General features: G+C 59.3%; 13 protein-coding genes and 4 pseudogenes. 7 read left to right on the top strand and 10 right to left on the bottom strand.

Annotation, left to right across the window (positions count from 1 at the left end; translation table 11 throughout):
- Nucleotides 1-2108 precede the first annotated feature (2108 nt).
- On the bottom strand, nt 2109-2264 hold the full coding sequence (locus VSR82_RS33530) for a hypothetical protein (protein ID WP_429455914.1): 156 nt from the start codon (nt 2262-2264) through the stop codon (nt 2109-2111).
- 208 nt (nt 2265-2472) lie between these two features.
- On the opposite strand from VSR82_RS33530, the gene rpoD reads away from it, so the two are divergent.
- Nucleotides 2473-4476, top strand: coding sequence for an RNA polymerase sigma factor RpoD (gene rpoD / locus VSR82_RS33525; protein WP_498858448.1), 2004 nt, complete (start codon nt 2473-2475; stop codon nt 4474-4476).
- A gap of 156 nt (nt 4477-4632) precedes the next feature.
- On the opposite strand, the gene VSR82_RS33520 is transcribed toward rpoD, so the two are convergent.
- A complete protein-coding gene (locus VSR82_RS33520; RefSeq protein WP_498858447.1) occupies nt 4633-6015 on the bottom strand; it encodes a hypothetical protein in 1383 nt (460 codons plus the stop codon).
- A 365-nt stretch (nt 6016-6380) separates the two neighbouring features.
- Here VSR82_RS33520 and phaP point away from each other — a divergent pair, with 365 nt between their 5' ends.
- Nucleotides 6381-6893, top strand: coding sequence for a TIGR01841 family phasin (phaP, locus tag VSR82_RS33515; RefSeq protein ID WP_498858446.1), 513 nt, complete (start codon nt 6381-6383; stop codon nt 6891-6893).
- Between the two features lie 250 nt (nt 6894-7143).
- On the opposite strand, the pseudogene VSR82_RS33510 reads toward phaP, so the two are convergent.
- Both VSR82_RS33510 and VSR82_RS33505 read right to left on the bottom strand, forming a co-directional pair.
- Nucleotides 7144-7377 (bottom strand): annotated as a pseudogene (locus VSR82_RS33510) (sodium:calcium antiporter); the annotation flags it as partial.
- Between the two features lie 198 nt (nt 7378-7575).
- On the bottom strand, nt 7576-8712 hold the full coding sequence (locus VSR82_RS33505) for a diguanylate cyclase domain-containing protein (protein ID WP_429455912.1): 1137 nt from the start codon (nt 8710-8712) through the stop codon (nt 7576-7578).
- Between the two features lie 701 nt (nt 8713-9413).
- Here VSR82_RS33505 and VSR82_RS33500 point away from each other — a divergent pair.
- Nucleotides 9414-10506 (top strand): annotated as a pseudogene (locus VSR82_RS33500) (PDDEXK nuclease domain-containing protein).
- A 413-nt stretch (nt 10507-10919) separates the two neighbouring features.
- Here the strand turns inward: VSR82_RS33500 and VSR82_RS33495 are convergent.
- The gene (locus tag VSR82_RS33495) at nt 10920-11669 is read right to left on the bottom strand and encodes an SDR family NAD(P)-dependent oxidoreductase (RefSeq protein WP_429457716.1); all 750 of its coding nucleotides are present in this window, start codon (nt 11667-11669) and stop codon (nt 10920-10922) included.
- An 85-nt stretch (nt 11670-11754) separates the two neighbouring features.
- Here VSR82_RS33495 and VSR82_RS33490 point away from each other — a divergent pair, with 85 nt between their 5' ends.
- A complete protein-coding gene (locus tag VSR82_RS33490; protein WP_429455911.1) occupies nt 11755-12327 on the top strand; it encodes a TetR/AcrR family transcriptional regulator in 573 nt (190 codons plus the stop codon).
- Between the two features lie 235 nt (nt 12328-12562).
- Nucleotides 12563-13193: pseudogene (locus VSR82_RS33485) on the top strand (IS110 family RNA-guided transposase); the annotation flags it as partial.
- 416 nt (nt 13194-13609) lie between these two features.
- On the opposite strand, the gene VSR82_RS33480 reads toward VSR82_RS33485, so the two are convergent.
- Complete coding sequence (locus VSR82_RS33480) at nt 13610-15895, bottom strand: hypothetical protein (RefSeq protein WP_429455910.1); 2286 nt, start codon at nt 15893-15895, stop codon at nt 13610-13612.
- Between the two features lie 1469 nt (nt 15896-17364).
- Between VSR82_RS33480 and VSR82_RS33475 the strand changes: the two are divergent.
- Nucleotides 17365-18013, top strand: a pseudogene (locus tag VSR82_RS33475) (IS110 family RNA-guided transposase); the annotation flags it as partial.
- Nucleotides 18014-18607: 594 nt separating this feature from the next.
- Entirely contained in the window at nt 18608-19645 is a 1038-nt protein-coding gene (locus VSR82_RS33470) for a glycosyltransferase family 2 protein (RefSeq protein ID WP_368585162.1), read from the top strand.
- Between the two features lie 146 nt (nt 19646-19791).
- Here VSR82_RS33470 and VSR82_RS33465 read toward each other — a convergent pair whose 3' ends face one another.
- The 4 genes from VSR82_RS33465 to VSR82_RS33450 form a co-directional block, all read right to left on the bottom strand.
- On the bottom strand, nt 19792-20457 hold the full coding sequence (locus VSR82_RS33465) for a class I SAM-dependent methyltransferase (protein ID WP_410851791.1): 666 nt from the start codon (nt 20455-20457) through the stop codon (nt 19792-19794).
- Nucleotides 20458-20530: 73 nt separating this feature from the next.
- On the bottom strand, nt 20531-21994 hold the full coding sequence (locus VSR82_RS33460) for a N,N-dimethylformamidase beta subunit family domain-containing protein (RefSeq protein WP_498858445.1): 1464 nt from the start codon (nt 21992-21994) through the stop codon (nt 20531-20533).
- 601 nt (nt 21995-22595) lie between these two features.
- Entirely contained in the window at nt 22596-22910 is a 315-nt protein-coding gene (locus tag VSR82_RS33455; protein WP_368585165.1) for a DUF971 domain-containing protein, read from the bottom strand.
- Entirely contained in the window at nt 22907-23902 is a 996-nt protein-coding gene (locus VSR82_RS33450) for a HEAT repeat domain-containing protein (RefSeq protein ID WP_429455907.1), read from the bottom strand. Before VSR82_RS33450 ends, VSR82_RS33455 begins: the two co-directional genes overlap by 4 nt.
- Nucleotides 23903-23926: the final 24 nt, after the last annotated feature.

Raw genomic sequence — 23926 nt, 5'->3', positions numbered from 1 at the left:
ATCCCCATAACCGCCTCGGTACACCCCGCGGTTTCCTCCCTCGAGCGTTGTCCAACGCCTGCCCGCATACGCCGTCGCTTACTCACGCGGCAGCAGACATGGGCAGGCGTCGAACAACGCTTAACGACAAGCGTCTTACGGGATCACGCCCGTCGAGGCTTCCTACACCCCACAGCGCAATGACCGGGTGGGACGCGATCAGCGGGCATCGATCGCTAGGCCGCGCCCACCCCGGAACCGACTCTATCCGCCAATCTAGATTACCCCGTAGCCATCGGTTCGCCGTGACGCCCGCGGTCGCGTTAGCGAGGCTGCGGCGCTGCGCGACGATCTTCCCGCACGTCGGTGGGTCACGCTCCCCTACCCGGCCACGGTGCCCGGTGATCAAGCCCACGCCGGTGTCTGAGACTGTTGCAGCTGGTTATTAACTGTTCATCGACCGCGTCAACGCCCGTCGCGGCTTCTGGAGCGAAGCCGGGAAACTGGCCAGTGCGGCCGGCCGGTACCGTCACGCGCAGTCAGTTGCGGACCGGACGCGGCGCCACCACGGGTTGGACTAGATGACGGCGCTCGCAATCGGACGGAATCTGTTTATCCACGGGAAGCGCCGGGCAGTAGTAACAAAATTGGTTGAAAAGTAGTAACAAAATTAGTTGTGTGAGCGGCAATCCAGCCGCCGCGACAATGTGTCCAGAAACGAAGGGGCGGATAGCCCCAACTATCCGGGCCTCTGTTTGCTCACAAGGAGGAGGGGAGCACCCGAGTCCCCGTCGTGGCCAGCCGGGGACTATTGGAGAGAATGCGCGTGGTGGCCGACATGCACATCCTTACGTACCCATTGGAGTGGCACACTACGGAAATTCAGCCCCGAGTCAGAAGCTTAAGGATCCGGTCATCGTGCTTTACATGAAGTGTGTCGACAACGAGTTGACGAGCACGTCAAAGTCACGCGATACTGTATGGGCATACAGTATTATAGGCATCGCCGTGACTCGTCCACGTTTGCCGCAGATGCCTTCGCTGACGCTGGCAGAACTGCGTCGTCTATGGCGACAGCATGCGTCCGGGTCCGAGTACGACGTGACCGTTCGGCGCCGGATAGCTGAGGTTGTCAGGATGCGCCGGCTCGTGGTTGAGATGGACGGCGCTGAGGAGCAGTTCAGCGGGCTTGGCGCGACGCGACCCGCTCGAATCTGGTAGCACTCGAGCGCCTGACGATTCTTCTCAACGTTGAACGTTCGCGCCCTGGTCGACTTTCGTCGGAATCGCCGCCGACACCAGGAGGCGCCATGAAGCGCAACCCCTGACGAACGCGATGGAAGCAGAGATTTACAAGGGTTACGCAATCTACGGGCACTCTATCCATGAGGGTGGGGTTTTTGCTGCCAGTGGGACTGTGCTGCGTACGGGGCGACTCGTTGGCACCAGCGGCGTGCTTGAGCTTTTTCATACGGAAGCAGAGGCGACGGCCGCCGGCATTTCATGGGCTCGGGAGTGGGTCGACGCCAATGCGTGAAAAGAAGTAGCGCTCGCGCCGGAAATGCTCACGGCCCATTCCTGTCGCTGAAGACAGGCTCCCAACTTGGACAGGTGCAGTAGAGATACGCGAAAGCGGACTCCGCCGTTAATGCCAAGGCCTGCGCTTCCTCTCGTGTTGCCGGTTCGATGCCTCGATACCAGCACTCGCCAACGACAATGCAGGACGTAAGAATCGTCCAGACCATGCTTCCCGCCTGTTACGCGAGTCGGGACGACCTGGTCACACGCCCGGCTGCGCGCCGCATAAACCTAGCGTCCGGGTAGGCGCTTTATCGCCGCAGCCAACGATTGTCGAGTGGACCAGTACGCTGCCCACGGGCCCTGCAACTTGAAGCTGAGAGAAAGTTTCCTCCAAAGGAAGGTGCTAGCGCGTACGTTTATTGGAGGCTGTACGTTAAAAGCGGACAACGAAGGTAAGCGTACAGAATCGCCAAGCGGCCAATTCCTTCGAGGGGACGATGCAATCCGGGTTCGCAGAGTGGATTTGCGTCTATGCCCACCGCGTGCGCAGGCGCAAGTTACCGCTGCCAATGCAATTAGCATTATCGTCCCATCGTGGCTCCAAGATCTCACTGCCAGTCGTCGCCTTCGTGCTCATGAGTCACTGTCCTTTCGCGCTTCGTGGGAATACCGACCCGCAGCGTCACCGGCGTCGCCTCGGCGAGGATACCGCTGGCAATTTTCTCGTCACATGGTGTTTCGTTCCTCTCGGTGAATTGGTGCATTGCAGCAATTTGTGTTACAGTGTCAGCTTGTCATTGCGCCCAGTCTTGCGCTTCCCAAGCGCCCGCGCGTGTCTGCGAACCGCGTTCATTGCCCGTTGCGATCCCCCGTTGTGCCCGCCTGTAGCCTTGGAATGTGCATGGCTTTCCCGCTCTGGCGTCGGCGGCCCGTGGACTCGCGATCGTTGGGCAAACCCCTCCTGGAGAATGTATGGCAAACGTTGATCGGAGCAACTCACGTCCGGACATAGCTACATCCGCGCCGACCGCGTCGGCCCGGCGCGCATCGAGGGGCAAGGCCGCCGCAACCCTGCTGCCGGTGGAAACAGTGTCGCGGGACGATGAGCAGCAGCGCCAGATGCGAGCACTCATCCAGCTCGGCAAGGAGCGCGGCTACCTGACCCATGCCGAAATCAACGATCATCTGCCGGACAACTTCGCGCAGACCGCTGCCATTGAAACCATTGTCAGCACCTTCAATGACATGGGCGTAGCAGTCTACGAGCAGGCACCTTCAGCGGAGGCGCTGCTTTTGAACGACGCGGCGCCGGCAGCCATGTCGGATGACCAGGCCGACGAGGAGGCCGAGGTCGCGCTTTCTACCGTTGATTCGGAATTCGGGCGCACGACCGATCCCGTCCGGATGTACATGCGTGAAATGGGCGCGACCGGATTGTTGACTCGCGCGGGCGAGGTTGAGATTGCGAAGCGCATTGAAGACGGCCTCCACGAAATGGTCCAGGCGATTGCGGCCTGCCCGGCGACCATCTCCGCGATCCTTCTATGCGCGAAGCAGGTTGAAGCCGGTGAGCTGCGCATCGACGAACTGGTTGATGGCATCAATGAGGAAACCGAATCGGTCGAACTGTCCTCGTCGGACCAGGCTGAAACGCCGGACATCGAGCAGACCATCGCTGACGATGACGACGCCGGGAGCGACGACGGCGAGGAGGACAGCGAGGTCGAAGACCGGGACACAGCGAGGGCGAACGAAGCGCGCCTGAAACAGCTCACGAGCGATAGCCTCGCTATATTTGCACGAGTGCGCGAACTGTTCGAGCAGATTTCCGGTTCCTGTGCTGCGCAGGGTAAGGGGCGCGTGACCCACGCTCACCTGTGCGAAGCTATCCAGCGCGAGCTGGCGCCCATTCGCTTTACGGCGCGAACCATCGACCGGCTATGTACCGACGTGCAACAGCAGGTCGCACAGGTGCGTGCGGTCGAGCGGCATATCCTGCAAATTGCCGTTGACCGGTGCGGCATGCCGCGCGAGAAATTCGTCGCGTCGTTTCCTGGACTAGAAACTGATCTCACGTGGACTGAAAACACGGCGGCGGCGTCGCGCGCGTACGGCGACGCGCTCGAACGTAGTCTGCCGGCAATTCAGGCCGAACAGCAGAAGCTTCTCGATATCGAAGCGAAGGTCGGACTGTCGTTGCAGCAGCTGAAGAAAATCAACCGGCAGATGATGGCGGCTGAGTCAAAGATGCGGCAAGCAAAGCGCGAGATGATCGAGGCCAACCTGCGGCTCGTGATCTCCATTGCGAAAAAATACGTGAACCGGGGCATGCACTTTCTGGATCTCATCCAGGAAGGAAATATCGGCCTGATGAAAGCCGTCGACAAATTCGAATATCGACGCGGCTGGAAGTTTTCAACCTACGCAACATGGTGGGTGCGGCAGGCAGTGACGCGTTCGCTTGCGGATCAGGCCCGCACGATCCGGGTGCCGGTGCACATGATCGAGTCGATCAACAAGCTGAACCGGATTTCCCGCGAGATCCTGCAGCAGACCGGACGCGAGGCTCATCCTGCCGCGTTGGCGCAGCGCATGGAACTGCCGGAAGAGAAGGTTCGCGGCATGTTGAAGGTCGCGAGGCAACCCGTATCGCTCGAGACGCCAGTGGGTGAGGATGCCGACGCGACACTTGGCGATATGATCGAAGACCCGATGGCGGCATCGCCCGCAGATGCGGCCGTGCAGGCGAACCTGCGCGTCGCAATCGATGAGGCGCTCGATGCATTGTCGCCGCGTGAAGCGAAGGTGTTGCGGATGCGTTTCGGGATCGATACATCGACTGACTATACGCTCGAGGAGCTGGGCAAACAGTTCGACCTGACGCGCGAACGCATCCGGCAGATCGAAAGCAAGGCAATGCGAAAACTGATGCACCCGAGTCGCGCCGCCAGGCTTCGGCCATTTCTCGACCATTAACGCGTAGACTCGTGCATAAGCGGGTTGGGCTGTTTCAGGGACGGCAGGCGCTCCCGATCGTCGACCGCATAGGCCGTTGTGGAGCGCACCGGGCCCGGACGGCTCAATGCGCTGCACGCCTCATCGGACAGCGGATCGTCGTACGCTACCGCCGACTCACAGCAGGACTGCCTGCTGCAGAAGTTCCAGAGCCTTCAATTCGTCCAATCGGCCCGTGCGTGCCTTACCTGCCAGCGTCTTGATCAACGCTTCCGCGATTGGCGCGATACCGACAAGGTTGTCCAGGCTGGTGACGGAAGCGGGGAGCGACACGGGGTTTTGCTGCGGGATTGCAGCGGCTGGAAGCAATTCAGCGGTGGGCGGTGTGATCACCGGCAGCTTGCCATCACTGCCTTCAGAGGAGCGACCGGCGGCCTCGGCGGAGGCACCGCTTATGTGATCTTGCTGGCTGACGACGATTGCCTCTGTCGCTTCTCCGACTTCCGCTGAAGCAGGCGAGGCGCTTTCTGGCTCAACCGGGACGCCCGTCCGCGCGCGCCGCGTGTGCACCTTCGAATTTGCGGGTCTTCCTGACGCATCGTCGTTCGCGGTGGCCGCAATCGGCTCATGTTGATCCGCGGACGCACGTCCGCGCGAAGCAGGAGTGAGCAGCCGTGACACCGACTCGGGAATCTCCGCTTCCGAGCGCGGCGAGTCCAACCAGCCAGTCGGCAAACCAAGTCGCTCCGTGAAACGGTTCGCCTCGACATCGTCCATGCGCTTCTTGCCATATAGCCGATGTGCCATGTTTGACTTGGTTATGGATAGGACTACACCAAGTCGTGCTTTGGATCCGTTGCGACCCGTGAGGACGTGGAGGTTCTGCCGTCGAATGTTTTCGACCGTAGCGCTGTCGTCTAACGCCAGCGGGTGCTGCCGGGTCGCTTCAGAAGAGGCTCTGGACTTCGGAGATGAATCTTTTCCTGGTGCATGGGTGCCAGTCGGTCTGGCCATCTGGCTTCGACTCTGTTTGACGGTCACCGGCGACCCGCCCGTTGCTCTCTTTGGCATTTCCGTTTCCTCGGACAGGTTATCTTCCAGCATGGGTTGTTGGCCGCCGATCGGGGCGGAAGTCGGTACTGGCGTTTCAGACTCAACCTCGGGCTCGTCGTCTGATTTGACAAAGTCGAGCGGTGACTTGAGACGGGCGATGGTTTCGGGCGCGAGCGCAGGATGGGGCTGATCAAAGAAACCGTGCGGAAGCCCAAGCGTGGTTTCCATATGAAAAGCGGTCTCGGGCGTGAATCTTTCGCCCTTCATCAGTTCGGCCACTCGCGTCATGTTCGAGTCGAGTCCGAGCGCGATATTCTCTGCGCCCACGGCATCGACGAGAAACTGAAATGATCGTGTTTTGAAAATCGACGCAGTCTGAGTGGAGTCTCGAGGCGGTGCCTTCACGTACGGTTGTCCCTGCCTGTTGGGCGGTGACTTTTTCATGTGACGAGGTTGGCGTTGGCCGCTGTCCCGAGGTCCCGCATGTCGTCCGCGGGGTTGACTCATAAAATAGGGCTCCGTGCGATCATTGATGTTCTGGCTCGTGAATTATAGACGAGGGTAAATTTCGAGCATCCGATGCGTTAGCCTGTCCATCTAGCGAGAACTACCCCCACGCGGCGCCCGAATGATGAAGAGCCCGAATCTATCATTGGCCGCGGCTTGTCATGCGACGCCAATATTGTGTTCGCGGATATGACTGATGCCGGCTAACCCTCCGTTTCTGCTCGACGCACGCCAGCATATTTTCGTGCGAAACAGCTCGAGCACCGGTCGGCGGGAATGGTCTTTGCGGCGGGCTAGGCTGCATCATTTTCGCGCCGGTCCTTTGCGACTGGTACCTGCAGATCATCCCATTCGAGGAGACAGTTATGGCGAGCGAAACGCTTCTGGTACTTCCGGGTAATGGAGGCGAGACCGAACGGGCTGCGGTGGGCAGTGCCGAGGGTCGCGCGGCAGTTAATCTTTTTGTCGATGTGGCGGAAAGGTTGTTCGAACTGAACCGCATGGCAGTAAAGACTTCAATTGACGAACAATTTGCGGTCGCATCGAAGGCGCTTGAAGAAAGGTCGCCGCTGGGCGCGTGGCGGCTGCAGGCGAGCTATGTCCTTGCCGGATCGGCGAAAGCGGCTGCCTACTGGCGCCATGCGACCGAAATCCTGCTGGACTCGTTTGCGGATGTCGTGAATGACGCCGAGCAACGCGTGAATCGGGGCTTCCTCGTGATGACAGGTGTGCTCGAAGATGCGACCGTTGGATTCGGGTCCTCGATTCTCACGGGAGACCAGGGGCCCGCGACACACAGCATGCAGGAAACGGCGCAGATTATCTCGCAACCCGAGGACGAAACTCCTGCTCGGCGGCGCGGTAGGGCAGATGGATAGGCCGCGTCAACGTAGTGCGGGTTCGACGCGGACCAGTACGCGCGGCCACCCTCGCTTGGCCGGGGAAGTCGGATCAGACGAAAGAGCGGCGCGGGCGCACGCCGCGGCCGGCGTGCGCGAATCATTTGTGCCTTTACGTGTGCATCGGTACGTCGCGTCGAGAGCCGAACGCATCGGCCGCTCTAACGGAAACCTAGATGATGAACCTGAAACCTGCCGAGCAGAAACCATCATGATCAGCGGTGCGACTGCCTTCAACACCGCGAATAAGTCCTTTAGCCCCGCCGACAAGAAGCGCCAGACCAATCGCCAGTTGGAGGGTAATGGTCGCAAGATTGGTTGGCAGGCCCGTTCGGGAAAGGAACATGGCAACCACCGCCTCCGTTCGATGCCCTCCCTGGAGCGGTTGTTCCGATGCACGAAAAGTCACCACCTTATAGATGACGTAGACGCCAACCAGTGCGCGGCTAAACAACGCCCGGACGTACGAAATTGGTGTAGCACAAACATGGCGGCGCTTCTCGGCCGCGATGATGGCGGACACCATCATCTCGAACGACAGCTCCATCACCGGCAGATACACTTTCCAGTGGGATTCAGGTTGACGGAGACCCGCGTTAGCTTCACCGAACTCACATTTTCGGACCATCATCGGCCCTTGGGAATTGCCCGAAGCGGTCGTTCAGCATAGCGGCTGCATGTCGGTTGCATCGGCAAACTCTGTCTGCCCCTTACCCCGCGTTTTCGCCCGGTACATTGCGCTATCCGCGGCACGCATCAATGTTTGGGTGTCGAGAGAGCTGCCTCCGGTGCCTTCCGTCAGCAGCATGCACACTCCAATGCTGGCCGAAACGGCAGTCCGATGTCCGCCAGCGGTTCGCACGTTGCTCAGGATGACGTGAATACTATCGGCGATTCTGAGCGCGCCTTCCTGGTCGCATACGTGGTGTGCAAGGACTACGAATTCATCTCCGCCCAATCGTGCGAGCGTGTCACCGCGGCGCATCCGGCTTACCAGGGCCATGGCAAAACTCCGCAGCAATTCGTCACCTACCGCATGTCCGTGTGCGTCGTTCACTTCTTTGAAACCGTCCAGGTCTATCAGGAACAAGGCAGTCTGACCGACTTCGGTACCTCGACCGGTCAGCGTTCGCCCAATCACCTGCTCAAGTCGGAGGCGATTGCTTAGCCCCGTCAGGGGGTCAGTCGCAGCCCGCTTTTCGAGTCGATACACCAGCACCGCCAGGTAGAGGGATATTGCTGCAACGCTAAACGTCAAACCCAGTCCGGCCTCGATGTTTGTCCGCCACCACGGTTGCCAATACATCAGGCTTACGAATCCAGCGAGCGCCACCGCACATGACAGCGCCAGCATTCGTCGGCCGTAACGGCAGCCGGCACCCACCAGTAACCAAAAAACCACCCAGAGCAGCGGAAGCGCGGCCCTGCCGCCAATTGCCAGAGCTGTCGTCACCGTTGCCTGGTCGACAACCGTGGTGAGAGTTAACCGGAGGTGTGAGCGCGCTGGTCCGACCTTCGTGGCGACGTACGTCATGATACCGAACACCACGTAAATCGCGACCGTCACCATCGTTGAGTAGGCGACTGTCGAATGACAAATCAAGGTGAAAGCCAGGTACGCGAGCAGAACCACGGTTCCAAAAACCATGCGCAATATCGCTTGTTCCTTCTCGGGGTTCTTCGGAAACACCCGCCACATCGCTTGCTCGCGCCAAGAATGAAGATCCGCCTCGGCCATCCCAACCACCCCGCTAGAGTCCAATAACTGCCGTGTGGGCAAAACTTCGTATTTGTTCACTTGGGGTCTCCACGAGTGAGACCCGCCGTTGGAATCCATCTTAAGATAATTTATGCAATCGCCGTGAATGTTCTACATACGAAATATTTGTGGCTGTAGGAGTGTGCTGACAAGAAAAGATCCACCAAACGTTTGCTTGTCATTGAATTGGACCTTTCCAGCTCACCTTAATCGTTTGCGGAAGAAGGTGATGCCGCCACCTTCGTGAGGTGAATGCACGACAAGTTGCGTGGAAGCTCACCGTAAGACTGACGGGGAAGGAGAGGCCGCCTGTCAAACGGCAATGCACAACTGCGGGCGAAGTGTTGGGGCGTTGCGAGGTCTCGCTGCAGCCGCAGTCCCTCAATGTCTCCGGCTGAAGTGCAACTAACGGTCAAAGTCATCCACCACCATGCCGAGGCTTCGCCCGAAAACCAGCTGCCAAAAGGGTGATCAATCCGGACTGTCGTCGCGCCAGGATGCACTTGATTACCGGTCGATGCCGACTGAGCGCACGGCTCTATGGTGCAAGCCGCGGGTTGGAGGCAGACGATGGATGAATCTGACGCAGCATGTCGAAATGGATTAGTCTTGCGAAGGCGAGCGAGGGGCTGTCCCGGGAGTTCCAGTCGGGTATCCTCCTTTCGATGAGACCAGTGAAAGCAGAAACAATGAATGACCTGATACTGCCTGAAGGCGCCTAAAGCGACACACTCGCTGACGTGGTCAAGCTATTGGAGGAGGGTCGCCGGACAGCGGCGCGGAGCATCAATGCGCTGATGACGGCGACATATTGGCTGTCGGGCGCCGGATCGTTGAATCTGAGCAGGGTGGGCAGGGGCGCGCCGCTTACGGGCAGGCGCTCCTGCAGCGACTTTCCGCAGATCTGACGAGGCAGTTCGGTCGGGGTTTCGGTGCAGACAATCTGGAATTGATGCGCCTGTTCTACCAGAGCTATCCGCCGGGTGAGATTTCCGAATCAGTGATTCGGAAATCCCGGACACAGGAGCCCAAGACAAAATCCGAATCGCCGGTTCGGATTTTCTCGCTTCAACAGTTGGCCGAGCGCTTCCCCTTGTCCTGGACGCACTATGTGCGGCTGATGCGACGGATGCGCTCGCCCGAAGAGCGTGCGTTCTACGAAACCGAAGCATTGCGCGGCGGCTGGAGCGTGCGACAGCTCGAACGGCAGATGGACAGTTAGTTCTACACGCGCACATTGCTGTCCAAAGATATGCGTGCGATGCTCAAAAAGGGCACTGTCGCAAAACCCGGCGACCTCGTGACGCCAGAAGAAGCAATGAAGGATCCTTATGTCCTCGAGTTCCTGGACCTCAAGGACGAGTACTCCGAAAGCGACCTTGAAGAAGCGCTACTCCATCGGCTCGAGGACTTCCTGCTCGAGCTGGGTGGCGACTTCACATTAGTCGGGCGGCAGCGGAGATTACGGATCGGCGACAGCTGGTTTCGCGTGGATCTGCTCTTCTTTCACCGGCGGCTGCGATGTCTGGTGATCATCGATCTCAAGCTGACCGAGCTGAATCATGCTGACGTCGGCCAGATGCATATATGTACTGCAATTACGCGAAGGAACATTGGACTTTACCCGATGAGAATCCGCCGGTCGGCTTGATCCTTTGCGCGAGAACAAACGCGGCAATCGCGCGCTATGCGCTTGACGGCCTGCCTAACAAAGTGCTTGCCGCGGAGTATCAAACCGTGCTTCCGGAAGAGCAATTACTTGCTGACGAACTCGCGAAAACCCGCCGTGAATGGGAGGCGCAGCATCCCATCCTGCACGACTCCCAAACCTGACGGACGAGCTACGCACACAATTCGGCCAAAGGCGCCGTGTGAGCGGATCGGTTTTACGTCAGCGATGCGGCCGATTGCGACATTGTCGGCATGAAGCAAAGGAGCGGCAGCTTTCTACATCCGCGAAGTCACACTTTCGACCCGCTCCGGTCAGATAGCTTTCTCCGAACCGGTCGGTCAGCCAAATTCAGGTTTTGCGAACCAGGGTGCCGGTAAGCGGCCATTGGCGAGCTGACCCTATCGGCCCGACTACCATCTGCACGATCCGCGCGTCCGCAAGACGTAGACCAACGGACGCACAGTGCCGCACGCTCGAAGAAATAAATACCCCGAAGCAACTGCGACCCGACAAGATTCGCTATACCGGCGCTCAATCACCGCGGAAAACGGCCCATGCGACAGTGACATAAGGCTCAAACGGCGAGTGAGCCACCGTCAACGTAGAGCTCGACGCCTGCGATATAGCTGCTTTCGGTCGACGCCAGGAAGAGCACGGCGCGCGCTATCTCATCTGGCCGGCCCAAGCGCCCCATCGGCACGAGTTGCTTCAGCATATCTTCGACTCCCGGCCGCGCATCGAGGTAGCTCCGCATTGGGCGTGTCTCGGTGCCGCTCGGCGAGACCACGTTCACGCGGATGCCTCGCTCCCTCAGGTCTGCCGTCCAGCTTCGCGCGAACGACCTCACAGCCGCCTTGCTTGCGTTGTAAAGCGACTGGCCAGGAAAGCCTTTGCTGCCAGCCACCGAGCCATTGAGGACGACAACGCCACCTGACGAAAGTAGCGGCAAAGCCTTCTGCACAGTGAAGAGCGTGCCACGCACATTGAGGCCGAAAAGTTGGTCGAACCCCGCCTCGTCGATGGTGCCGAGCGGTCGCGGCTCGACTTCGGCAACGCCAGCATTTGCGAAAACGACGTCGAGTCTACCGTGGTCGCGCCGGATGCGCTCATAGAGTCGATCAAGATCGGTGAGGTTACTTGCGTCCCCCTGAACGCCGACGGCACCGTTGCCGATTTCTCGTATCGCCTCGTCTAGTCGACTTTGCCTGCGGCCCGTGATGTAGACCTGGGCTCCTTCGTCCGCGAAAAGCCTGGCGCTCGCAAGGCCGATGCCCTCGCTGCCGCCGGTGATCGCCACAACCTTGCTCTCGAATCGCTTTGCCATATAGAAGATCTCTAGGTTAAGTGGAGAATTGCTCCACTTAGTATATGGAGGCATCATCCACTTATCAAGAAAAATCAAGGCAAGGATGAAGAGCAAGCGTTCCACGACCGACGAAGCACCGCTGCGTGCCGACGCAGCCCGCAACCGGCAACGCATTCTCGAAGCGGCGGACGCGCTGTTTCTCGAACGCGGCGCTGAGGCCTCGCTCGACGATATCGCGAAGCGTGCCAACGTTGGTATCGGCACGCTCTATCGTCGCTTCCCGACGCGCGACGCGCTCCTCGCCGCGACGAGTGATGAGCGCCTCCTGTCACTCGCCGAAGCAAGCCGCGCACGCGATGACAAGCTGGAACCGAACGCTTCCGTACGCGCCTTCGTCAAGGAGCTCGTGAACCACGCGACCCACTATCGCGGGTTGGCTGCGTTGCTGGGAACGGTACTGCAGGAAGGTACCGCTGGCTGTCGCGCCGGGCGTGAAGAGGGGCGCCGGCTGCTCCATCGTGCCCAAATGACAGGGACGGTTCGCAAGGACGTCTCGGTCGACGATCTCGTGTGCGTAGTCACGGCGATCGCTCTCGCCGTCGAGCAAGGCGGCGCGACGAAATCGCGCGTTGCCCACCTGGTGGATCTCTTCCTCGACGGTATAGGCAATACCTAGGCGGCGTGAAGACATTAACTTGTTTTTTGCTTTAAACAGGCAGCATGGGCAGTGATTGGATCTGAAGCCGACATGGGCTGGAGGACAGTGAAGGTGCGCTCGGGGTTTCGCTGCGTCAGTCCGCTCCCTGAACCCACCGCTCCGAAGCAATGGGATGGACGCCCCCACCCGAAACGGCATCTGCGTGCCAAAGTGGAGTTGCGTATCAACCACTTCACGGACGGGAGCGCCCATCATGAAGGCTACAACCATTGGTATCGATCTGGCAAAAAACGTGTTCCAGCTTCACGGTGTCGACGGGCACGGCAAGGTAGTTCTGAAGAAGCAGATGAAGCGCGAACAGATGGCGACGTTCTTTGCGAATCGCGCTCGTTGGCATGGAGGCTTGCAGTGGTGCCCACTACTGGGCACGCAAGCTGCAAGGCATGGGTCACACCGTAAGACTAATGGCGGCGCAATTCGTCAAACCCTACGCAAAAACGAACAAGAACGACGTTGCTGACGCCGAGGCGATCTGCGAAGCCGTCGCCCGACCGAACATGCGCTTTGTGCCAATCAAGAACATCGAACAGCAGGCGGTGCTGGCATTGCATCGGGCACGCCAAGGCTTCGTCAGCGCACGCACGGCACAGGCCAATCAGATCCGCGGCCTGCTCAGCGAGTACGGCATCGTCATCCCTCAAGGGATTGCGCATATCGCCGGATGCGTGCCAGAGATTATCGAAGACGCTTCCAACGAATTACCCGGACTGTTCCGGCAACTGATTCAGCGCCTCATGGACCACCTCAGGGTGCTTCACCAGCAAGTCCTCGACACGGATGCCGCGATCAGGACATGGCACCGACAAAGCGATATGTGCCGCAAGTAATGGCCAGAACGATTAGCCAATGACCGATGCTGAGACTTCCCATATCGAACCTCTAGAACTAGAAAAACGTTGAACGATGACGCGCAGCTTTTCCGCACGTTCCGGAAAGTAGCGGGTTCCGGTGTAGCCCCCATTGTCAAATCCGAAGCGATCCCGTCTCATTGAGCCATTTGCGGAATCGAAACCGTGATTGCCGCCACCAATGCGTGTCACCCGCAGAGGCAAGAAAGCTCCGGTTGTCCCAGCCGTGATTTGCGTTCACAGCGTTCGAAGCGTTCGCTGCCGACGCAATTGCGGACCTTCTCAAACGCAGAAGCCAGGTGTGAAAACGCTAGCGTTTACGCACATTCGGCATATCGAGACATGCTAGTGCCGTGACGATCGCGAATACCGACTCTGGCGTCCGCATCGGCTCAGGTGTCAGGATTCGCTGCGACGAAGCTCTGGAACGCACCGTAAGTCGGCTGGATCGGTACCAGACTGTTCGAGACGATGCCGAACGTCTGGTCACCACTCGTCAAGTCGTAGTACATCACCGACTGAACCGCAGACGTCTTGCGCGCCGCATAGAATTCGCCGAGTTGCTGACTGACGTAGGTCGCGCGGAACGCTTCGGTATCTTCGGGGGCGGCGTTCCATTCGGAGATGATGAACGGCACTCCATAGCGCGCCTTGCAGTAGATCGGCAGGTTGAAGCCTGGACCGGCACCGTCCGAGCCTACGTCGAAGATATCGCCATAAGGCTGGTAGTTGTGCCACGTCGTGATGTCCCAGCGAACCTTAGGGTAACCGCTCGTTCCATTCGGCTGCAAGCCATCCCATAGCATGTCGGAGGCGGCGATATCCGCCACGCAGAAGTTGATGCCGCACTTGGCGTTCGGCTGCACGGATTTGATGCCATCGATCATGCCGCGCATCGCGCCGCGCAACATCGGCCAGTTCGCGTTGTTGAAGTCGCCCCTGCCTGTTCCGGCCGTTGCCGAATTCAGGATGATCGCCCCGTCGCGGGTCAGTTCATTGCCACATTCGTACATCGTGACGCCATACGGCGCCAGCGCCGTGGCAATCGCCGCAGCCCCTGAGAATGAAGCCTGATAGGCCGCCGATTCACTCGTGTACAGGTTGTTGTTTGTGTCACGGAGCCCGTATTCGACGAGCGGGAAAAGCGTCAGTCCGGCGGACTTGAAAGCGCTTGCCAGGGCTACCAACGCGTTTATCTGGGTCGGCGTGTTGAAAACGCCGACGCGATACGTCGTGCATCCTAGCGCACGCAGCGCGCCGACGACCTGCGCGGGCGTAAACGGATAATCGTAGTGCCCGTTGATGCCGTAGAACGCGCCCGGCGTCGCCGCCGCGGCGATACGCGGGTCCGTACACGGTAACCAGTTGCCGTTCCATGTCAGGACAGAGAACTGCCCGCCCGTCCCCGACTGGTAGATCATGCCGCCATACCACAACAGCAGGCTCACGTTGGAGGAGGACGGATCCTTGACCTTGTTCTTGTAGATGTAGCCGTTCGAAAGCGTCCAGATGTTGCTGGACTTGTCGATGATGTAGGCGGCGGACGGAATCGTCGTGCCGTCTGCCGAAGTGCCGCCAAGGCGCGGATCGATACACGACGTCCATCCCGACCCAAGCCACTGATAGAAATTGCCGCTCGTGTTTTCCTGGTACACGCTGCCGTTGTACCACAGCAGCATTGTGACGTTGTACGAGTAGGGGTCTTTGGTCCCGTTCCTGTAGATATACCCGTTGGAGGTCGTCCACACGATGCCGGAGGCGTCGATAATGGACGTCGCCGGCGGGGTTGTCGTGCCGTTGGCCGAAATATTACCCCCGACGCGCGGATCGACAGAGGGTGTCCAGCCCGTCCCAAGCCATTTGTAGAAATCCCCGCCCGTGTTCTGCTGGTAGACGCTGCCGTTGTACCACAGCAGCAACGCGACGTTGTACGAGTAGGGGTCTTTGATCCCGTTCCTGTAGATATACCCGTTGGAGGTCATCCACACGATGCCGCTGGCGTCGACAATGGATGCCGCAGGCGGGGTTGTCGTGCCGTTGGACGAAGTGCCCCCGAGGCAGGGATTGGAAGCCGGTGTCCATCCCGACCCAATCCACTGATAGAAATCTCCGCTCGTGTTTTGCTGGTAGACGCTGCCGTTGTACCACAGCAGCATCACGACATTGTACGAGTAGGGGTCTTTGGTCCCGTTCCTGTAGATATACCCGTTGGCGGTCATCCACACACTGCCGCTGGCGTCGACAATGGCGGACGCCGGCGGGGATGTCGTGCCGTTGGCAGAAGTCGTACCGTTGGCCGCAATGAGGCGCGGATCGACAGAGTTTGTCCACCCCGTCCCAAGCCACACATAGTAATCCCCGTTCGTGTTCTGCTGGAAGACGCTGCCGTTGTACCACAGCAGCATTGTGACGTTGTACGAGTAGGGGTCTTTGGTCCCGTTCCTGTAGATATACCCGTTGGAGGTCGTCCACATGATGCCGGAGGCGTCGACAATGGACGCTGCCGGCGGGGTTGTCGTGCCGTTAGGTGAGGTGGATACGCTGGCGTTTGCCTTGGCCGCACTGCTGTTGCTGCGAGGCGCAGTGGCGTCGCTGTTGCTCCCGCCACCGCACGCAACCAGTACATAGCTGCTTGCAGCTGCCGTCAGGCAGCCGAGAAATCGTCGTCGATTGATCACAGAAATAATCCGCAGCCGGAAGACCCGGCCAAATTCAGTTGGTAAGCGCTCGAGTCACACGGGTCTGACGTGCGCCAGAAAGTGGTTGCACCTTTTAATTCGGTATGCTTATCAAACCGCTGCAATACGATCGGACGACGGCTCCCAGGCGTTCATCAAGGCGCCGCGTTTTCTATCGAACTGCTTGTCGGAGGGATTTCGATTACCGGAGCGATCCTCACTTGATCTGCCTTTGCGCAGCCAGCGAGCGAATTCGCAAAAAGGGAATAAGCGATAGTGATTCGGTAGTAATTACCTTTTCGAGCCTCGCGTCAGGTAAGAGATACTACTGGATGTCGGCAGGAAGTGGGCCGGAGGTTAGAGCACGGCGGAAAATAGGCTTATTCTTGCGATTAAAAGGCGCCCGCAGGTTACTTTTTTCGCGGTCTGCGAATCGGAAGCGACGAACGTCCAGACGGTGGTGGACGATGAGCACTTTTCCACGGGGTATCTTTCCAATGATCTCGGGGAGCGTTCAGGGCCGGAAAGTGACCTTGCCCCTGTTTCACGAATCCCATAGCTGAAGTGTGTTGGCTGGAACTCGATCTGGCAGGTAGTCTGGGCCGATAGAGAAGACGCGATCAATGGGAATGAGTTTCTCCCTGGCGAGTTGTAGTGAATCGAGAAAGGTGCGCATCGGGGCCTTGCCGTAACACCATCGTCCCTGATGTTCCCGTTCATTGTTGTACTGGTCGACCGCCGCCCCATCGACGGATGTTCGCTAGGCTGATCGCGCACCCGGGGCGCGTCTTGCTCCGGGACTTCTAGGGAAAACTTCGGTACTTTCCTGTTCACGGCTCCATTCTCTCGAGAGCTGGAGTCTGCACGGAATCCGCGGCGGTTGCACTTGTTCTCGGACGCCGCGGAGTGGCCCCGATCGACAGCGACGGGCTCCGCAGCAGCTGGTCGAACTCGATTCGCCCTCGTCAAATATCACGACGATAGGTTTGTCTCGGCAAACCCTCGGCGAATCATATTGGCAATTAGTTCAGCGCAACTTTCTGCCGCGACCACGAGAACGGCATCGAGCCCGTTCGGTGCGTTCTTCGTCGGATCAAACGTGAACTTCGTCCATTCCATCGGCGTGGTCTGTCTGTGAACGATAATGCGGTGGAAGTTCGGCACGTTGTAATTCGTTCCCGCGGGGTTCAACACGTAGGGATCAAACGAGCACGGGGTAGCCTCAGTGAACGGAGTCGATGCGTCATAGACTTGCGTAGCGGGCTTGGCGTTTTCGTGAAGGTGGTCATGCGGGACATGACTGTCCAGGTTAAATGAATAGAAGAGCCTACCCTGACCGCTAGCCTGTTGAATGAAATGAACGCGTCCCGCCCACGCGTCGGTTCAGAAGACGTCGTTACTGCGAGACCAATAGCAACAACGTTCGGGGCACAAAATCTACGGGTGTACCGGCGCCTGGAGGAACCAAAATGACCTGTACGACGGTGGGTTTGTATATCGCGAAGAATGTGTTTCAGGTGCATTACATCGACGAAGAGACAGGCGAGATCGCGAATAAGCCGATCAGACGCGCGAGATTTTTGGAGCACTTTGCGAACCGTGCCCAATGCATGATCGGGATGGAGGCGTGTAGCGGAGCGCATCACTGGGCGAGACAGTTTACGAAGATGGGCCATCAGGGAAAGCTGATACCGGCGGTCTTCGTGAACGCGTTCAATATACGTAACAAGAATGACGCAGCTGACGCACGAGCGATCTGGCTGGCTGCACAGCAGCCCAGCAAGTCGATCGCAGTGAAGACCGAAATGCAGCAGGCAATGCTGGCTCTGCACCGGATGCGGGACCAGCTAGTGAAATTCCGCACGATGCAAATCAACAGTCTGCGGGGACTGCTCACCGAATATGGTGAAGTGATGGGCAAAGGCCGGGTGGCATTGGATAAGGCGATACCGGACGTGCTGGCAAGTGTTGCCGAGCGTCTCCCAGCAGCGCTAATCGATACGCTACGTGAGCAGTGGAATGGGCTCAGAAAAACTGGATGAGCAGGTCGCGGCAATCGAGCGACGGATGCGCGCATGGGTCAAGGAAGACCGAGCTGTAAAAGCGATCAGTGATATAGACCTATCATGACGATGCACTCCCGTCGATCGATGTCTTCCAGGATAGCCAAAATCTCGCTTCTTGGGCGGGTTTTTCAACAGAATCAACCTGAATGCGACGTTCGCTGTTGCGTTTCAACTGCCACTTACACTACTTACATATGGAAAGTGGCGCTTCACTCGGCTTCTGCGTTAAATTGGCTTCGACCTGTTTTGCATATGTTCGGGCCGCGCCAGGACGGTCAGATTTCATCTGACCTGCGTGTAAAACCGCCGTGGTGTTGGCAGGATCTCACAGGATTCCTCGGCCTGTTTTGCCATCGGCAGTGCTGCATACGTCGCACACCTATCCAGGACAAACCCGCACCATTCGATCGTTATATGTGGGGGCGCGCACCGAGACCACCAAATATCTGTCGACTCAGCGGGGCTTTGCCTCTATTACTTGGGTAGTCCGACTGCGAGGGCATCGTCGCAGGCAACCCGTCGATCTGGAAAATCTCCACCCTCGCTTTGGGGTGCGATACGGCATCGCCCGCGCTATTTCCGCTTATCCCGACTTCAGCAGAACGCTGTCCGACAATCTTTGCAAACTTGCGTCAGAACTATGACTATGAGCTTAAGGGTCAAAAATCTCGCATCGGCGGCACTTCAAAGCGGTTTCGACGACAAGGAGCCAGCCACCGCGAATCGTACGAGCATTTCCGCGTTGGCACCTTCTGTCACTGTCGTGATGGCCAACTTCAATGGAGAGAACTGGATCGGAGAGGCGATCAGGTCGGTCCAAAGACAGAGCCTCGCGGATTGGGAACTGATCGTTGTTGATGATGCGTCAACCGACGCCAGCACTGAGATTGTCCGCGCCGCTGCTGCTAACGACCCACGTATCGTTCTCCTCACATCTTCTTCCAACGCGGGACCCTCGGTCGCGCGCAACCGTGCGCTGGCATGTGCGCGAGGACGCTGGATCACGATCCTCGACAGTGATGATGTGTTTGCGGACGGACGCCTTCAGTCGATGCTCGCAAGGGCCGAATCGGACGGCGCGGGCATTGTAGCGGACGACTTGCTCATCATGAGCGAAAGCGGCTCGCTGACCGGGTATTCGCTGCTTGGCCTGCGGACCGCGAGGACCGTCGATGCCGTTGCGCTTGTCAAAGCGCCGCAACTCGGCTATCTGCAGCCCATGATCAGAACCGAACTGCTGTCAGAGCTTCGGTATGACGAGCGGGTTCGCTCCGCCGAAGACTTCGATCTTTTGTTGCGCGTGTTGGTCAGGCACGAAGCGGAAATGGTCGTCTATCCGGCTATGGGTTACCACTATCGCAGACGTGATGATTCGCTTTCCACAGACAAGTCAGCGGATCGACGGGCGCTTCGAGGCATGCTCGAAGCAAACGCGCGTTTCCGCGCATCGCACGCGCTGTCAGGAAGGTTAGCCCACGCGTGTGCGCATCGACAGCGAACCCTCGAAACCCAGCTTCGCTGGGTCGATGTCACCGAGGCAGTTCGTGAAAGGCGTTTCGCACAAGCCTTTCGGCACACAATGCATCACCCTTGGGTCCTCAGTTGCGCCGCGCGATTCCTTGCGAAGCATTTTCACTTTCTCGTACTCAGAAACAAACGCCGCGCCGTGACTTTGGGACTTTGAGCTGAGACGCGACGGATGCCGGCACGTCCGCAACGGATGGTGCGGGCGCCCTTTGGGGCGCGGGCGATGCCTGCGATTTTCCAGAACAGCGTGGCTCGAGGCGGCCGCTCAGGGGCGGCATTTGATCAGATGCACGCGTGCAAAATTTACCGCAACTTCAGCACGGCCACGTCCCATTTGAATCGCGTCGACGCGTGTGTGATACGGACACGATCGAGTTCGTCGAAGGCCGCCTTCAACCTGTTCCACGTCCGTATTCCGTCGTCGTGATACCAGATACTGACGATCAATAGCCCACCGGGCGCGAGACAGCGCGCGAGTCGACGAATCTGTTCCTCCGGTTCTTCCAGGTAATAAAGCATCTCGTTGAAGACGATAACGTCGAATATCTGCGAAGGCTCAAAGGTAGCGGCATCGGCGACGGCGAATTCCGCTCCATCGATATTCGCCTGGCGGGCCTGCTCAATGGCGACTTCGGAAAGATCGATGCCGAAATAGCTAGAAATCGAGGCGCCCGAAAGCCAACTTGCAAGAACGCCAGCGCCGCATCCAACGTCGAGCACTCGCGCGGCGGGTTTCAGGTGCTTGCAATACCCGGCGATCACGCTATAGCGGGCAATCTCCGGCGTCGTCCCCAGATAATCCCAGGTGCCCGAGCCGTACGCCTGATTCCACGTCGCATCCGAGATTGAGACGCTGTGAGCCGGCAGTATCCTGGCCCTGATCGCTGGGGGGACAAACCTTTTAACAGGCCACTTTATGGCTTTACCCAGGAATCCGTACACTCCTCTTCTATCTGTCGGATTAAGCATGGTCGGCTCTCATGTCAAACCAACTGACGCTACGTGGCTTCTTCAGGCCAGCACCCGATATCCCCGCGCGACTTTAGGTGCGCGGCAGAATCGTCATTAAGCCTGCTGTAACGGACTGTCTGTCGCGATTACTCGGATTGGCCAGCAAGCGTTCGAATACGTTGCTGGTGATACGGTCGACGACAGCATGACTTTCGGCCTGCGGATCCATGAGGACGCGAGCCCAATCTGTCGTGCCTGCGTTGAAGACGATGCCCGGCTGAACTCCTCTTCCAGCCGCCCGCTGCAGTACGCCAAATACGCCGCGTCCGCCGACGTCCCATCCATTCAGCGCGCTTGTCATGCCAAGCACGTGGAAACCATTGGGGTCCGGCGGCAAGCCGTCTACTTCGTAGCCCACCAGACGATCTTCGGCACCAAAAATGTCTCCGTTGTTCAACTCCGTACCGGCGAGCGCCCAGTGGCTCGCGTCCTCGACCCGGAATCCGGTTGCTGAGCGCTCGCGCCGGATCCAGCCACCACGCAGTAGACGCCATTCTCCCCACCAGCCGCCGCCATAACCATAACTGAGCCCGATCAGGTCGCTTTCGTCGTGACCGGGCCAATTTTCCGCGAGGCGAGTCACGCGCAGATCGGGAGCATCAGGGCTGCCGCGCGAAAATTCGATTGGCCGATAGCAGGTGTTTCCACTAAAGATCGCGTAGTGTCCGCCGTTTGCAATGAAGCTGGCCATCCTGTCACGCATGCGCCTGCTCCAGTATTCATGATGACCCACGCTAAGCACGCAGCGATACTGGGTTAGATCAAGCCGGTCACCATCATCGAGGTCCAGGTCGGAGTAGAAGTCGCAAGCAATGTTCTTCGCCTGCAGCCAGCGCACGAACTTCGCGTCCCAGTGTGGGAACTGTTGGCGCGGGGACCGAGGTTCATAGGGGTCGGCAGGCTCGCCGAACTGCGCCCCGAAGCCGCCACCTGGTCTTAGCAGGGTCACGGTCGTGACAGGTTTCTTACGTCGAACGGGATCATGATAAAAACCGCCGCCGCCGATCGAGTTGTACGCCTGATACGTCGCGACAGGCATGATGTAAGCGACCGACGCCGATGGTCGCGGAGGGCGCGCGACCAACATTGCCATACTTCTGCTGTCCGGCGGCAGCCCGTATAGAGGCTCATGCGCGGCGCAGTTGCGCCCCAGCGGGCGCACGGGCTCGCCGTTGGCGCGCACCTCGTAAGCCACCGCGACATACACCCCCGACGTCGCATCGGCTCGATCGAAGCGAAACCGGAAGCTCGGCCACCGCCACGCAGCGTCGCAACGCGTTGCGGTTCGTCCGCGCGGCGAAGTCAGCACCCATTGGCCACTCACGCTGTCGCAATCCATCGCGCCGCGGTCCTCTACAAGGATGCCGCAGTGGAACTCGAGCGCTTCTCCGATACCTTGCCGGTAGATTGCAACAGAAAAGCGGCGCCCTGGCTCGACGGCGAGTTCGAAAATGCCGCCGGCATCGTAGGCGGGCGCGAGCGGATATAACCTCATCGATCACTTTCTCCGATCCTTGACGAAGCTGCACGTGGACGAGATGGCGGGTCATAGTGGCAACCATGTCCCGCACCGGGGCAATTTGACGCGGAGTTACTCACTGCGACGTGAATGCTTTGGGCGCCCTTTGGGTCTGTTCGGAATTGGCAAAATGATACCTCCCGCGCTCCGCTTTCAATTCCACGGTATGCGACATAAGATACGCGGTATGCGCCGAGTGACATCGAAATGCTTGATCACCGGGCTGTTCAGCGAGTCGGACTATCCGACGCTTGCCAGCATGTCGGAGAAATTCGCCGTCAGGCTCGCGGCGTTGCTATATTCTGACGCGTCGGGCTGCTCTCGGCCCGATGTGATGCGTTCGCCGTTCGCCCGGCGCCCACCTCCGCACACCTAATTGCTGGGCAGCGAATGTCCGAACGGACACAAATTCCTTTTCAATGAGCCACGGCATCCGGGCTAAGTGCAATCTGTCTGAGCAGATTCAACAGCAGATCAGGAGCGGCACCTTTCTGGCCGTGCGCTGCCGTTCGACGACCCACAAAGCTGTCGTCCGCCCGGACCGGACATCACTGCAAGGTTAAGCTCGCCGTGAGCGTTACGAGGATATGGGGAAGGCTGCTTGCAATTGCGCTGCCGGTTCGGGCAGCCCGGCCACATAAACCCACGGAAAGATGCCACGCTCATGTTTGTCGCTGAACACCAGTTGCATGCCGTAAGCGGCCGGGCGAATCTCCAGAATGACGATATCGGGCGACACGTCGAGCGCCGTTCCATCGAGCCGTCGCCGCCGACATTCGGCGCAAGGGCACCCCATGCGCAGCGCGCGGGACGTAAGCCGTTGTGCCGGTCCCTCATCCCAATGCAGGGTTAGCGTCTCAGCGTCGAATTCGATCTGCCGCGGACTCTTCATGGTGTCACTGGCTCGAGCTGTTGCAGCGCAATTCTGGCCGCCTTGCGCACTTCGGGATCGCTGTCGCCCGACGCTTCGCGCAGTGCCGCCGCTGTCGATGGGTCGCGCAGTTCCCCGAGCGCGAGCGCCGCTTCCTTGCGCAGATTGCTGATCGCGTGCGCCAGCAGTGCTACGAGCGGCGGTGCCGCGGCACGGTCGCCCAACTGTCCCAACGCGCGCGCGGCACGCAGGCGCACCTGCCAGTAGTCGTCGTCGAGCGCGACGATCAACGCGTCGCGCGCCGATGCGACGCGCAGCTTGCCGAGTGTTGTCGCAGCCTCCTCACGGACTTGCCACACGGGATCACGCAGCGCTTGCAGCAACGCAAGCGGGGTGGCGCAATCGTCTCCCTGGTCAAAACCCAGCGCACCGATCGCCGCGCGGCGAATGTCGGCGCTGCTGTCGGATGCGGCAATACGGCCAAGCGGCGCGAGCGCGCGCGCATCCTTCAGCCATCCGAGCACGCCGACGGCTTCGATGCGCACACTGGGATCGTCGTCAGCAAGGGCTTGCAACGCAGGTGCGAACGCATTGGCGACACGGAGCTCGCGCAACGCGCGCAGTACCGCGGCCTTCACGAACGGTTCGGGTCGATCGAGCCATCCGCAGAGCACCGCGCCCGATGACGCATCCTTTAGCTCCGACAGACTTAATGCTGCGGCCTGGCGCACCTCCCCATCGACGTCGGTCAGCGCATGACAAAGCGCTTCCACGATTTGCGGGTCTTCCCACGCGCCGAGCACGCGTGCGGCTTCACTGCGCACCGTGGCAGAATCGTCGTGTTTCAGCGCCGCGACAATGGGCTGCAGCGCGTCGGGGTCTTCCAGGTCGGCAAGTTCGATCAGTGCAATGCGCCGGACCGCCGCATCGGCATCCGACAGGCGCGGCAAGAATGCAACGGCTTCCGGTGCAAGCGTTTCGGGATCGTAGGTCAACAAGTTCGGGGCGGACATGAACGGTCGAATAATGGAATCGCG

Origin of the sequence: Burkholderia sp. JPY481 (assembly GCF_038900515.1) — a bacterium.
Taxonomy (GTDB): domain Bacteria; phylum Pseudomonadota; class Gammaproteobacteria; order Burkholderiales; family Burkholderiaceae; genus Paraburkholderia; species Paraburkholderia youngii.
This window is presented reverse-complemented; position numbering and strand designations above follow the sequence as displayed.